We start from the raw sequence: 12,340 nt of genomic DNA, 5'->3' as shown, positions 1-12,340 counted from the left end.
GCTAAGTGCGGAAGAGATAAGTGCTGAAAGCATCTAAGCACGAAACTTGCCAAGAGATGAGTTCTCCCAATCTTATAGATTGTAAGGGTTGTTTAAGACTAAGACGTAGATAGGCAGGGTGTGTAAGCGGTGTGAGCCGTTGAGCTAACCTGTACTAATTGCCCGAGAGGCTTAACTATACAACGCTCAAGTGTTTTTGGAAAACAGAGTAAAAGAAATTAACTAAACGTTCAGCTTGTGGCCAATGAAGAACATAGATAGAAGTTAGAATAAAAGTTATCAAAGAATTATCCTGGCGGCGATAGTGCGGTGGAACCACCTGACACCATACCGAACTCAGAAGTGAAACGCTGTAATGCCGATGGTAGTGTGGGGCATCCCCATGTGAGAGTAGGGCACCGCCAGGTTTATTTTTTTAGTTTATTTATTGAGTAAATTAAAAAAATAAAAAATTTTTGGCAGAGATAGTGCAATAGATCCACCTGATACCATACCGAACTCAGAAGTGAAATGTTGTAACGCTGATGGTAGTGTGGGGTATCCCCATGTGAGAGTAAGGCACTGCCAATTACTACATTTAGCGGAGTGGTAGTTCAGCTGGTTAGAATACCTGCCTGTCACGCAGGGGGTCGCGGGTTCGAGTCCCGTCCATTCCGCCAATTTATTCATACCAATAGGGGCGTAGTTCAATTGGTAGAGCACCGGTCTCCAAAACCGGGTGTTGGGAGTTCGAGCCTCTCCGCCCCTGCCATTAAAAAACCTTTCATTTTCAATAATTTACTACATTGTAAAAATTTTCTTGTGAGAAATCATCGTCTTCGTGTGGCGTAAATGTGACATTGTTCGCAAACTCTATCATGTGATCTGCATTTAAATGTGCATATTTCTTTACCATTTCTAATGTTTCCCAACCACCCATTTCTTTTAACGTATAAAGCGGTGTACCTGCTTGAACATGCCAACTTGCCCAAGTATGGCGTAAATCATGAAAGCGGAAATTATGAATATTGCTTTTTTCTAATGCTTGATGGAAATCATGCCAATCAATACGCCCAATTTGTTTATCAGTACCACGATGAAAAACAAATTCACTGCGACGAGTTTGATATAATTTTTGCAATAAATCCAAAGCAGTGTTATTCAACGGTAATGCTCTTGCTTTACCTGATTTTGCTACATCATTTGAAACAATTGCGATACTACGTTCAAAATCTACTTTATCCCATGTCATTGATAAAATCTCTGTCATACGGGCTCCAGTGAATAAAGCAAAAGAACAAACATTTTTCATCCACGCTAAATTCAAATTTGAAATCAGTGTTGTGGCTTGCTCTTTTGTAATCCAACGCACGCGGACTTTTGGCTCAACGAATTTTTTCACATAAGGGATTCTATCTATCCAACCATTTTTATAAGCCAGTGAAAGCACCCGCAAAATAGACGTGCGATAGCGGTTTTTTGTTGAAGGCGACAGTGGTTTTTTATGAGTGGTTGAGTATGTCGGCAAATTAGTCATAATATCTTCGCCTGTAATATCACTCAATTTCCAACCGCCAAAAACAGAACGCCAATAAATGGCGTGTCTGCGGTTAGTATCAAAATCCTTTTTCAACTTGGCATCTTCCACAAATAATAACAATGCTTCTTCAAATAGTTTTGGCGGTTTCTTGTTAAGATGCGCCATATCCCATAATTCTGCTTTGATCTTATCGTGTAATTCTTGTGCCTTTTTCTTTACTTCAGTCCCAGTGCTTCGTCTAATTCGTTCGCCACTCGGTATTGTAATATCGAGCCAATATGTACTTCCTCTCTTGTAGATTGACATTTATTTTTTCCTCCATTTTTTATATCAGTCAATCCAACCAATCGGATGACATTATTTTTTCTTTTTCTACAACGGTCAAGATCTTCCCTAAAAACTCGCCACGCTTTCGAACCTTCCATTTGAAAAAAGCCCCATTTAAAACGGTGAGCAAAAACAGTGCTGTAACTTAAATTAAGGAGGTTGGCTACCTCCTTTATCGTTAACGTGCGCTCGGATTTTGTTGTGTTTTCCTCCGTAATCACAAATCCCCCTCTTTCACAAACACACCATCAATCATACGTCCTTTGCGGTCTTTGATTTCATTCCAAGCTGCTTGCATACATTCTTCTAATCTAAGACTGGTTTCATCAGCAATAAATCGTAGAACAAGGATAAAATCAAAGAGAAAATCATCTTTCGCTATACCATGCAGAGCTCTTAGTCCATCAATAATAATCTCTTCTTTATTAAGTCCATGGTTAGAATCTAATTCCAGAGATAATATTTCTGTTAAATACTTATCAAATTTAAAAACTTCTCCACGTTTTTTGAACTGAGAATTTAGGACTGATAAAACAACAAGACAATCACCAATACTATCTTTTATTTTTTCAGCATTGTTTTTAATAACGCTTGAAGTAAGCTCGCCATATTCTTCAATAAGTTTTAGCATTTGTTTCTGCGGGGTAGAACCCTCAATCAAATTGCGATCTTCTGCCCATTGTTCGATGTTTTTTATAAGCTGTTGTAAGTCTGCCATTTTTATTTCCTCTAATTTTTCAACTGTGCCAAAATATCTTCAATAGTATTTGCTACCAAAACAAAATTTGCACCTTTGCTTGTTGAATAGTCACTTGTGATGTTTGCGTCATAAAAACGCTCACAAATTTCATCAACTGCTTTTATTCCATCCTCTGAAAGCCACAGGATTGTTCCTGTTTCCAGGATTTCTGAAAAATCATCATCAAAACGGCTAGAACCATCACAAGGAATATCCTCGCATTCTATAAAATGGGAAATTAGATCAGCATTAAGATACATTTCTAAATGCTCATAACCATCGCTTACATGCTCAAGTTTTGATGTTTTGCCATTTTTTCCCATAATAAAATTTTCTTTCACGAAATTTAATTTTAAAAATTTACTCATAGTTCACCTACATTTAATTAATGATCCCTAAAATCCCCCAAGCTCTCGCCCCAACCAAAGGCTTGAGCCAACGGAATTTTTTCTTCTCTAATGAAAACTTCATCGTTTTCACAACAAATCCACCGATAGTCATTAAGCCGTAACCGTCCATGGCACATTAAAAGGTCAATTTGTGACGGTTTTAATGGCGAACCAATAGGCAACATCAATAAATTAGCTTGCTGTTCAATTTTTGAACGGTTACAGTTATTGACACAAGTCCAAGCGGCGCGATGCGCCTTGTTTGTTTCGGTGGACTCCGAATGAAGTGCGGTGGAACCCAACGCACTTTTCGCTGATTTAATCACCCAGTTTTTTAACTTGGTGATGATTTTCTTTTCTGTGAATCTGTTTTTTACCCCCACAATTTTCTTACTAATTTCCCCATATTTATTCGGTTCGCACTCTTCATACTCAATACAAATCGGTTGATCACAACGTTTTGTCATTGCGCCACCTTGCACTTTTAAATAACTACCAAAACAACTCACATCAGCCACCGTGCGACTAATATCCAATACTTCATCGTCCGCAACGGCTGCCATGGCATCATCAATTTTGCGAAGTTCACGCCAAGTCGAAATTGACGGTGTGCCATAAAATTGGAATTGACGAATGCCCCAAAGATTTGCCCACGCACTCACACGTTGCACGTTTTCAAGTAATGTCAGATTTTCTACTTCATCGGACATTTCTTTGCCTTGCTTACCTGCATAGATATTCTTGGCGATGTATTTCGCCACATAGCCAATGGCAGAACCTTTGGTTGGATCAATTTCTTCTACTTTGAAACGGTATTTTTTCGCACCGAATTCATCGCCATCTAATTCCAATGCTTTCTTGCGGAATAGATGAATAACGTCATCTTTATGTTCAGGTTTTACATACATCAGCAAGTGCCAATGCGGTGTGCCATCGTGATGCGGTTCAACGCCACGAAAGCCAAAAAAACCGATTCCACGTTTGGCAAACTGTGCACGCAACTGCGCCCACACTTTATTTAAGTAACGTTGCGTATCACGAGGGCTTGCGCCTTGCCATTTTTTATTGTTTTTGCCTGTTTCATGCGTCGTGTGAAAAGAGGATGGGGCAGTCAGCGTAAGAAAGAGTGACACAAATGAATTTTCTATCGCCCATTCATCAATCCCACGCAAGCGGTTCATGGTTTCCTGAAAACGGATAGCAGGATTTGCCACCGATTTTTTCCACATTTCAATCAACGGCATTTGTTCGGTGCTATCGTCTAGATTTTCCAACACCATTTGTTGCAGATATTCGATGTTATCTGCACGTTGTGCACGGTAATCATTAAATGCGGTTTGAGAGACATAAGGACTCACTTTTGCCGATACTGCACCACAGCCAATCTCCACATGTTCTTTCAATCGTTTTTGTGCCGTAGTAAGTTGGCGTTTCCAGTGTGTTGGGCAAACTGATTTATTAAGATCAACCTCAATGTCATTCACATCTAAGAAACGGTTATCTTGATAAGCGAACCAGTGCTTTAACGGAAAACCAATATCTGCACACACTTCACCCACTAAGCGATAAAGGTCACGAGAAAGTGCGGTGAAATCATCAAGAGATATTTCCCCACGTTCTTTCCGCTCGGCTTGTTCGGTGACAAAATCAGACTGTAATTTCGTAAACAACATGGCTAATTTGTCTGCCATTTCTTTTAGCTGATGTTCACCTAATAAATAAAACGGAAAGTTAGCCGCCTTTTTGCCTTTAGAAAGTGCGACCACCTGTGAATGCGTATCACGGTCAATCAACCAATCAAGGCTAACGTGATAATGTTGAAAAACGGCTTTCAAGCGATTGGTGAGGATTTCACGCAAATAGGTGTTCGCATACGCCGCCTGTTTATTACCGAATTTAAACCCAATAGAGCCATCATCTTTTACGCTCTCGAAAGCACGCAACCACACATGGCGAAAATGCTCACGTTGGCGTTTGCGAGGGAGCGCAGAAAGCAGTTTTTCAACATAATCGAACTGGTGCGGCGCAACAGAAAATAATTCCATTTGCGCCGATGTTGCTTGAGCAGTATCAAAAGTGCGGTTAATATTCACCGCACTTTGCATCATCACTGCACGTGCATCTGCCATCGCTTGCTCACGTTTGGCAAGATTAGCATTGCACTCAAGTTCCCAGTTCATCATCAAGAATCCTTACATTGCCGTATTGGCTAAATATTCACTGTGATATTCAAAATATTCTTTGATTTTGTTGTTAGTGGATTTCACGGCACTAACGAATTCATCTAAAGTTGAAATTTCTTGCTGTGTTAAGTCATAATGGCGCAATACATCAACTATATCTAAAACATTGCTAAGTGATTCACCTATATTTTGTGGTTCTTGCCCTTCAATCATTTCAAACACTTGAAAACGTGAATTCATCGTTCTAACTCTCAACGTCACACCACAATCAAGCGGAATATAAATATTGTTTTCCATTATTCTTTTTCTCCTTTACCAACGGCTATCTAGCACGTCCGTAATAAACTCAATTAATCCCATTACCGTGATAGTTGCACCAAGAACAGCAAATACCGCCACTAAAAACATCATAAAAAGCTCACTCATCACGTTTCCCCATAAATTGCTTAAAGTCATATTGGCGGGTCTTTTCTAGTTTGATTTGCCCTTCCTCAATCGCTTTTTTGAAACAATATTCAGCGCGTGCAAAGCTCCAGTTTGTTTGTGTTTCGGTTGGTGCAGCTATCCACGCTGAACGCCATTGTTTTGCGGCTAACCCATAATTGCCTTGTTGCTCACTTTCTTTTGCGTGTTGCGCATGGTCTAAATAAGTTTTGATAGCTAATTTTTTCATTTTGCATTTATCGCTAAGTAAATTACCGCGTCGGCGGCATCAATCATTTTTGGGAAAATCAAATCGGCGTCGGCATCACACCCCTGTGCTTTCAACTGCAGCCACAGCGCGCGAAAATAACGATATTTGAGGTGCCATTTCTGCGCGGATTTATTGGCAAGGTTGGTCATCTTTTTCTCCCCATTTGTCGATTTGGAAAAATTCACTGGCAGTAATGCCTTGCGGAAAAGAGTTAGAAAGTTCCCGCACTTCATATAAAGCATTGGCAATCTTACGTTTTCCATCATCGTTAAATTGAGCCAGCTTATTGCCACGGCTGTAACGGTTGATCAGATACAGGCTACGCACCATGTCCGCATTTTTGTTCTCTGGTGTAATATCAATGCCAGCCCACTGCAGTAATTTGGTGCGTAAATAAGGCGGAACCTCATTGAATGCACGCTCTACGCGATAACGGCTTTTGCCGGTGAAATGCAGCGCATCGGCATAACTGCGCACCTTCGGCACCGCCACCTTATGCGCCCAACACCATTTTTCTGCCAGTGACTCAGTTTCATCGTCAAAGCAATAAGGCATTAAGGCCATCACTCACCCCCATTCATTTATTTACGGAACCACCGTACAAAGCGTTGGAAAATGCTTTGTTCACGTGCCCACTGTTCTTCTTTAAGTAATGCAATGCGATCACTGAGTGATTCATTCAGCAATACTTGCTGTGCATTCACGTTTGTTTGGTGAGAAATTGCTCGTTGCAACAGTTGAATGTTGCGAGCCTGTTCTTGAACGGTTTTGTTTAACTGCCACACATTCACACGGTTATGGCGTTTTTTACCGTTGTCATATACATAATTACTGCTTGCCATTTGCTCAAACTCCTAAATTTGGGTTGCAAAAATCCTGTCGAATGAATTTCTTCAAACGACGATGTTTAAATTACGGTTGGAAAATTAAGAATTAATCGGTTTCGATTTGAATCTGCCGAGGGTCAATATTCTTGCGTGATTTTTCTGATGCGGTCCACGTTGCAATCTCATGTGCATCACGCATACCAAGGCTGCGTTTAAAATTGGACAGAATGATTTCAAAATCGCATTCAAAATCACGACAACGCGGATTACAGCACACCAGATGACCTTTAAAATAGGTCAAACTAATCGCACTTGATGTATCAATGTTTAAAGGCCCTTCACAAATAGGGCATTTCACTAATGATTTAACGGTAAAACTTGGATATTGGGACACACTCACCACCTTTTGTTATACTTGCCCCAAAAAGGAGCCATTATGAAAACACGTTTACTTATTCCTGATACCGATGTCGAACTTTCGGCATTTATTGCACAACACGCGGAAGATAAAGCACACTGGGATGTTTACGACCCGACTTATCGTGTAGGGATTTCCTATCTTGGTATTGTGTATCGGGAAATTATTTGCCAGTCATACGTCGAATTTTTAGCACTTGAGACTTTTCTAAAAAAACACGGTGATTTCGTGCTTGAAGCACCGGGCAAATTTTATCGGCGTTGGGCATTAATGGATTGATTTACGATTTAAAATGCTATTGAAGATACCCATTTCTTAACAATAATTGTGGATAGGTAAATTCAAATTCATCACGCACATTGTGGCGAATTGTCACATTGGCGTTATGCACTAAGCCCTGCTCAATCAAAATTGCCACCGCATTTTGCACGAAGGGCAAATCATCACAGTTTTCACTGGGTTCAATCCACGCCACGATTTCGCCATATTTGTTGCGTTGAAAATGAAATGTACCCTTGGCAAGGGTTTGCCATTGTGGATCTTGCACAATGCCTGCCACTTCTTCTTCAAATTTTTCCACGCCTGCTTGCTTCACATAAGCCAAGGCATAACGCAGCATTTCCACATCTCTTGCACTAAATATTGCCTGATTATTTTGTTCACACATACACACCTTCTTTTTGTTCTACGCTCTCCATATTCCCCAATATGGATTGCACGGTTATTAAAATTAAAAGAGAATCAACACCATAAAGTACGAAACCATTGAAAATAACGCCACGAGGTATGCCATGCTGACTCGATTTTTACGATTTCTCATATTTATCCTTAACTGGTCTATTGTTGCTGGGATCGTTTGGCTTAATGTCATCTTACTGACTGATTAATTAATACATTCTTCTAATTTCAAACGGATAAAATCATTCAATTCCCGTTTATCCGCTTGAGCCATTTCTTGTAACTTTTCTTTAAAACTTGCCGTCACACGAAATGCAATAATTTCAGATTTTAGTTCGCGTTTTTTTTCTGTTTTCGCCATACTCTTTTCCTTGTTGTTTTTGTTTACTTTGTTATACTCAATCACTAATAATTATGTGTTCTCTTACCCTGAGGATTTTTATGACCGCACTTTCCATTGAAGAACGTCTCGAAAAACTTGAAGCGCAAATGCAAGTGCGTATTGAACGTCAAAACTTGCTTTCTGAATTGATTTATCAACAAGCCAAATTGCAAAGCACTATTCTTTATCTTTCAAAGATGCGTGAGTCTTTCCTTCACGTTGAGCCCTCATTCTCTCCACTTCTTGAGCAACAGCGTGTTTTATACACAAAACTTCTTGCTGAACTGCCTCCTGAAGATCAACAGGGGCGTGAATATGTACGTTCACTACAAAATCTCTTTGAACAGAAATAGTCGTCATTAATTTTTCCATAAAAATAAGGAACCCCCCATGACTGACGAAACACTGGTTATTCCCATTGAAGTTGATTCACCGCTCAACATCACTTTCCATGCCGAGACAGGAGAAATGACGGTGGAATGTTTTCAGTTTGTTTCAGGTGTGCCACAAGCGAAGATGACTTTTCGTTATACACCGCAGGCAACACAAGAAATGCTGCGGGCACTTGCGATTTTCCAAGAGAAACTCGGTACAACATTTTTAATGCAAGCCACGCCACATAACGTGCAATAGATCGTTTACATTGAGAAAGCATTGCCATTGTGTTTTTGTGTTTGTTTACATTGTTATGGCTTAGTTTAAGTTGAAGTTTAACTTAAATCAATTGGTTTAAGTTAAAAATTTGATATTTTTGAATTTGAATTTTTAACTATTTGATTTATAGGACTAATTATGCGTAACTGGATTGAATTAAAAAACATCATAGATGAACTAGGATTAGATATATCTATACAGGGGCTTACTCAAAAAGCCAAAAAAGGAAACTGGGCTCGTCGAAGAGTTGAAGGAAAAAAAGGAAACATTTTTGAATATCGCATTTCAGATATGCCTGAAGATATAAGAAATGCTCTTGGTTTTAAAGACAATAGTGAAAGTTTTGATGATTCCGTTCGTGTAATCAACCTACATGACTCAGAAGCAAGAAACACTGTTCGAGTGGAAATTTTGGATATTGAAGCCAGTGCAGGAAATGGTTCGTTTTTAACTCGGACAGAACAAGGCTTATTGGCGCAAGAGTTCGACTTGGATTTCTTCCGCCGCCAATTTGGGCGCACCGATGCTAAAAACTTAAAGATTATTGCCGTAAAAGGCGATAGTATGGCGCCGACATTGGAAAGCGGCGATTTACTTTATGTCGATGTATCAGAAAATTATTTCAGTGCCGATGGGCTTTATGTGTTCACGTTTGATGATCACACATTCATTAAACGCTTGCAAAAACGCGGTCGCGAAATGTGGGCGATTTCTGATAATAAAGAAGAGTATAAAGAGTGGGAGATAAAACAGGATGATCCCGTCTATATTCACGGACGCGTGGTGTTTAGTTTGCCGATGAAGATGAAGAAGTGGTAATGGCAATTGATTGTGAAAATTATGAAGATGAAACTTTTGTTTTTATTGACACTATTTTGTAGTGTATCTGCTTATTCTCAAACTGTACCTGATGAAATTGTAGATTTATTTGATGAAGTATCATCAGTTGCAGATCCTGAAGAAGATGTAAATTACCTTAATCATGTTATTTCTGTAAGGATAAATAAACCTATTATTCAACGTGATTATGCAAAATATGTTGTAAGAATAATCTGCGATGATAGTTATTTTGAACCTAGTTACTGGCAAGATATTGATTTCAAAATTATCGAAGTAAGGAATCGCGATAATAATTCTGGATACAGAATAAACATAGATAAAACAGTTTGTGCAGCACCAATAAAACATGATTGGTCAGATAATGAACTTGAGGAACGTACATTTAAATATGGATTAAAGAAATTCTAAGGAGCATTCAATGAAAAAACTTGACCGTGACCACGATGGCGTGCCTTGTGAGAGTATTTGCCAATGAAGATGAAGAAGTGGTAGCGATTAACCCGAGGGATTTGTAGGGGAGATACCGAAATGAAAAAACTACTTTTAATTTTAACCGTACTTTCCCTTGCTTTCTCAACAGCAACTTTTGCCAAAAGTAAAAAAGCAGATGCAGCGATTGGTACTGGATTAGGCGCAAGTATAATCCTTTCGATTTGTGGAATTGGTGATGTAATTCTTGGCTTATTCGTATTATTCACTCGTCCAAAAGCATAATTTAAATTAACATAATACCTGTTTTTTAGCAGACATTTTTGTAGAAACTGATTATGAGAAATAGAAAAAATATTTTTAGATGTCCTAGAATACTCAATATATATAATAATGAATATAGGAATGAATCTCTTGCCTTTATAAATTCTTTAGACTTAATTTTAAAAAATAATATTACCGAAACAACTATTAGCTTTTTTTCTTGTGTTGATATAAAGGCTGCTGCAATGGTACTACTTTATTCTAAACTTGAAACCATACTTAAAAGCAACAGTAATATTAGAATCCATTTTTTATTTTCGCCATTTTATAAAAATGTCCAGCTTTTGTTAAAAAGATCTGGATTTGCTTATTTATTAAAACATGGATATTCTAAGAATAATTTTGAGCGTGAACAAGACGGGATGCCAATCATTAGTAGTGTTGGTGGGATGTTTAGAGATGAAATAATTGATTTCATACAATATCAAATTTATAAGAATAAATTAACTCCAGAACAAGAACATGTTTTAAGTGATGCCATTTATGAGGCGATAAATAATGTTACTTTACACGCATATCCAGAAAATGACTCTTTACATCGCCCTTGGTGGCTAATGTGTGATTTATTTGAGAATGAATTATATTTAGTTCTTTATGATCAAGGATCTGGAATACCAAAAACTTTTTGTAAAGGAAATAAGCTTTTCGATAGCATAGACTGGGAAAGTGATGAGACTAAACAAGTGTTAAGAGAAGTAATTCATAAATTTGGATTATCTCAAGACATCTCTATACCCTCTGTTGAAGCAATATCCACATCAGAATCGACTGCCATTCATCTTGCGATGACAGATGACATAACTAGAATGACAGATAAAGACGAAGAAAAACACGGGCAAGGTAGTAAAAGCATTAAAAAGCTTGTATCATCCCATGAAAACGGTACTTTATGGGTATTTAGTTGTGGTGGTGCAATGAAATATCTCAATGACGATACCTTGCCAGAATTAGTTGATTTGCCTATACCGATTAATGGAACGCTAATACAGTGGAATATAAAGGTTTAAATATGACTGTAAATAAAATAAATGTTATCAAAGAGTTCTCCAAAAAACCCTATGGACGATCTCCAGAAAAAGTTATGAAAGGGGAAGAAAACGACACCGGTTTAGTTTTTAGGAAAAATTTCCTTGCCCCCCGTTTAAGAGACTCTATATCAGAAGGAAAAAAATTAAGAGTGATATTAACAGGATATAATCGTTATGGACGCTCTTTTCTAGATGAGTCCTTTGGCGGCTTAATTCGAGATGATGGGTTTACTTATAATCAGCTAAAAGATTATTTGGATATTGAACATAAAGATGTGCAGTCTATTGTTGATTTATCCTGGGAACGTATAAAGAAAGCGGCTCAAGATGAGGGGCAGCTTGATGAAGATTAAATCATTTTTATTGTATTCATTTTTAATTCTAGCCGTTCTTTATATGGTCCGGCTCTCTACTCAAGATAGTAATATGAGTGAACATTTTGCAATTTTAGCCTCATCTATAATAACAGCAGTTGGCTGGTCTATTTCTTCGTATTTAAACACTCGTAGCTTTAAACGTAGTGAAATTATCAAAAATAAAGATTTTATCACAAATCTTATTGATACTTTTTTTCGTGAGTTGCTAGAATTAGTTGAGAAACGTTCAACGTCAATAGATGATATAGAAAATTTTATAACAACTAAAGTAACTACAATTGAGTTAAAAGCTAATCAACTAGAAAAAATTTTCAAAGAAAATTGTCAGTTTATTTCTAATGAATCATTGACAAAATTACGTTCTTCACCAATAGATATATTTGAAGATAGTCATTCTGATTATAAAGAATTAAATCGACAACTAAATGAATTAAGAAATGAAATATATCAAGATGTTGAAAATAACTATAATTCTTGGTTAAAAAGTCAATAACTTTATTAATCCATTTAAAATAGTGGTCAATCGACCGCT

General features: G+C 37.9%; 21 protein-coding genes, 2 tRNA genes, 3 rRNA genes and 1 pseudogene. 15 read left to right on the top strand and 12 right to left on the bottom strand.

The window, feature by feature from the left end:
• From DV415_RS07140 to DV415_RS07120, 5 genes are all read left to right on the top strand, one after another.
• Nucleotides 1-179: ribosomal RNA gene (locus DV415_RS07140) — 23S ribosomal RNA — on the top strand; the annotation flags it as partial.
• 112 nt (nucleotides 180-291) lie between these two features.
• A 5S ribosomal RNA gene (gene rrf / locus DV415_RS07135) occupies nucleotides 292-407 on the top strand.
• Nucleotides 408-454: 47 nt separating this feature from the next.
• A 5S ribosomal RNA gene (rrf, locus tag DV415_RS07130) occupies nucleotides 455-570 on the top strand.
• Between the two features lie 12 nt (nucleotides 571-582).
• Nucleotides 583-659 (top strand) — tRNA-Asp (locus DV415_RS07125).
• 16 nt (nucleotides 660-675) lie between these two features.
• Nucleotides 676-751 (top strand) — tRNA-Trp (locus DV415_RS07120).
• Between the two features lie 18 nt (nucleotides 752-769).
• Here DV415_RS07120 and DV415_RS07115 read toward each other — a convergent pair.
• From DV415_RS07115 to DV415_RS07070, 10 genes are all read right to left on the bottom strand, one after another.
• Nucleotides 770-1,825, bottom strand: a complete 1,056-nt coding sequence (locus DV415_RS07115; RefSeq protein WP_118790034.1) for a tyrosine-type recombinase/integrase — start codon at nucleotides 1,823-1,825, stop codon at nucleotides 770-772.
• Nucleotides 1,826-2,063: 238 nt separating this feature from the next.
• The gene (locus DV415_RS07105) at nucleotides 2,064-2,564 is read right to left on the bottom strand and encodes a MazG-like family protein (RefSeq protein ID WP_118790033.1); all 501 of its coding nucleotides are present in this window, start codon (nucleotides 2,562-2,564) and stop codon (nucleotides 2,064-2,066) included.
• An 11-nt stretch (nucleotides 2,565-2,575) separates the two neighbouring features.
• Nucleotides 2,576-2,953 carry a hypothetical protein gene (locus tag DV415_RS07100; RefSeq protein WP_118790032.1) on the bottom strand — a complete coding sequence of 126 codons (378 nt, stop codon included), beginning with the start codon at nucleotides 2,951-2,953 and terminating at the stop codon, nucleotides 2,576-2,578.
• A 17-nt stretch (nucleotides 2,954-2,970) separates the two neighbouring features.
• On the bottom strand, nucleotides 2,971-5,157 hold the full coding sequence (locus tag DV415_RS07095; protein WP_118790031.1) for a replication endonuclease: 2,187 nt from the start codon (nucleotides 5,155-5,157) through the stop codon (nucleotides 2,971-2,973).
• A gap of 9 nt (nucleotides 5,158-5,166) precedes the next feature.
• Nucleotides 5,167-5,454, bottom strand: coding sequence for a hypothetical protein (locus DV415_RS07090; RefSeq protein WP_118790030.1), 288 nt, complete (start codon nucleotides 5,452-5,454; stop codon nucleotides 5,167-5,169).
• Nucleotides 5,455-5,575: 121 nt separating this feature from the next.
• On the bottom strand, nucleotides 5,576-5,830 hold the full coding sequence (locus DV415_RS07085; protein ID WP_118790029.1) for an ANR family transcriptional regulator: 255 nt from the start codon (nucleotides 5,828-5,830) through the stop codon (nucleotides 5,576-5,578).
• Entirely contained in the window at nucleotides 5,827-6,000 is a 174-nt protein-coding gene (locus tag DV415_RS10215) for a hypothetical protein (protein ID WP_192879105.1), read from the bottom strand. Before DV415_RS10215 ends, DV415_RS07085 begins: the two co-directional genes overlap by 4 nt.
• Nucleotides 5,981-6,415, bottom strand: coding sequence for a hypothetical protein (locus DV415_RS07080; protein ID WP_118790028.1), 435 nt, complete (start codon nucleotides 6,413-6,415; stop codon nucleotides 5,981-5,983). The genes DV415_RS10215 and DV415_RS07080 overlap by 20 nt, the downstream gene beginning before the upstream one ends.
• 17 nt (nucleotides 6,416-6,432) lie before the next feature.
• Nucleotides 6,433-6,693 carry a hypothetical protein gene (locus DV415_RS07075; RefSeq protein ID WP_118790027.1) on the bottom strand — a complete coding sequence of 87 codons (261 nt, stop codon included), beginning with the start codon at nucleotides 6,691-6,693 and terminating at the stop codon, nucleotides 6,433-6,435.
• Nucleotides 6,694-6,784: 91 nt separating this feature from the next.
• Nucleotides 6,785-7,072, bottom strand: a complete 288-nt coding sequence (locus DV415_RS07070; protein WP_042593897.1) for a hypothetical protein — start codon at nucleotides 7,070-7,072, stop codon at nucleotides 6,785-6,787.
• A gap of 42 nt (nucleotides 7,073-7,114) precedes the next feature.
• On the opposite strand from DV415_RS07070, the gene DV415_RS07065 reads away from it, so the two are divergent.
• Nucleotides 7,115-7,375, top strand: coding sequence for a hypothetical protein (locus DV415_RS07065; RefSeq protein WP_005655068.1), 261 nt, complete (start codon nucleotides 7,115-7,117; stop codon nucleotides 7,373-7,375).
• A gap of 16 nt (nucleotides 7,376-7,391) precedes the next feature.
• Here the strand turns inward: DV415_RS07065 and DV415_RS07060 are convergent, their stop codons facing one another.
• Nucleotides 7,392-7,763 (bottom strand): hypothetical protein, encoded by a 372-nt coding sequence (locus DV415_RS07060; protein ID WP_239990915.1) that lies wholly within the window; start codon nucleotides 7,761-7,763, stop codon nucleotides 7,392-7,394.
• 216 nt (nucleotides 7,764-7,979) lie between these two features.
• Nucleotides 7,980-8,135 (bottom strand): hypothetical protein, encoded by a 156-nt coding sequence (locus tag DV415_RS10210; RefSeq protein WP_005633752.1) that lies wholly within the window; start codon nucleotides 8,133-8,135, stop codon nucleotides 7,980-7,982.
• Between the two features lie 80 nt (nucleotides 8,136-8,215).
• On the opposite strand from DV415_RS10210, the gene DV415_RS07055 reads away from it, so the two are divergent.
• The 9 genes and pseudogenes from DV415_RS07055 to DV415_RS07015 all read left to right on the top strand — a co-directional run bounded on the left by DV415_RS07055 (nucleotide 8,216) and on the right by DV415_RS07015 (nucleotide 12,301).
• Nucleotides 8,216-8,509, top strand: a complete 294-nt coding sequence (locus DV415_RS07055) for a hypothetical protein (RefSeq protein ID WP_118790026.1) — start codon at nucleotides 8,216-8,218, stop codon at nucleotides 8,507-8,509.
• A gap of 37 nt (nucleotides 8,510-8,546) precedes the next feature.
• A complete protein-coding gene (locus DV415_RS07050) occupies nucleotides 8,547-8,789 on the top strand; it encodes a hypothetical protein (RefSeq protein ID WP_118790025.1) in 243 nt (80 codons plus the stop codon).
• Nucleotides 8,790-8,948: 159 nt separating this feature from the next.
• On the top strand, nucleotides 8,949-9,629 hold the full coding sequence (locus DV415_RS07045) for a helix-turn-helix domain-containing protein (protein ID WP_118790024.1): 681 nt from the start codon (nucleotides 8,949-8,951) through the stop codon (nucleotides 9,627-9,629).
• Between the two features lie 21 nt (nucleotides 9,630-9,650).
• Complete coding sequence (locus DV415_RS07040; RefSeq protein ID WP_153063409.1) at nucleotides 9,651-10,058, top strand: hypothetical protein; 408 nt, start codon at nucleotides 9,651-9,653, stop codon at nucleotides 10,056-10,058.
• A gap of 1 nt (nucleotide 10,059) precedes the next feature.
• Nucleotides 10,060-10,125 (top strand): annotated as a pseudogene (locus DV415_RS10515) (excalibur calcium-binding domain-containing protein); the annotation flags it as partial.
• A 53-nt stretch (nucleotides 10,126-10,178) separates the two neighbouring features.
• Entirely contained in the window at nucleotides 10,179-10,364 is a 186-nt protein-coding gene (locus DV415_RS10370) for a hypothetical protein (RefSeq protein ID WP_118790022.1), read from the top strand.
• Between the two features lie 53 nt (nucleotides 10,365-10,417).
• Complete coding sequence (locus tag DV415_RS07025) at nucleotides 10,418-11,410, top strand: hypothetical protein (protein ID WP_118790021.1); 993 nt, start codon at nucleotides 10,418-10,420, stop codon at nucleotides 11,408-11,410.
• Nucleotides 11,411-11,412: 2 nt separating this feature from the next.
• Nucleotides 11,413-11,784, top strand: a complete 372-nt coding sequence (locus tag DV415_RS07020) for an STAS-like domain-containing protein (protein ID WP_239990914.1) — start codon at nucleotides 11,413-11,415, stop codon at nucleotides 11,782-11,784.
• Complete coding sequence (locus DV415_RS07015; RefSeq protein WP_116945383.1) at nucleotides 11,774-12,301, top strand: hypothetical protein; 528 nt, start codon at nucleotides 11,774-11,776, stop codon at nucleotides 12,299-12,301. The genes DV415_RS07020 and DV415_RS07015 overlap by 11 nt, the downstream gene beginning before the upstream one ends.
• Nucleotides 12,302-12,340: the final 39 nt, after the last annotated feature.

The organism is Haemophilus haemolyticus (assembly GCF_003490595.1).
GTDB classification, from domain to species: Bacteria; Pseudomonadota; Gammaproteobacteria; order Enterobacterales; family Pasteurellaceae; genus Haemophilus; species Haemophilus haemolyticus_L.
This window is presented reverse-complemented; position numbering and strand designations above follow the sequence as displayed.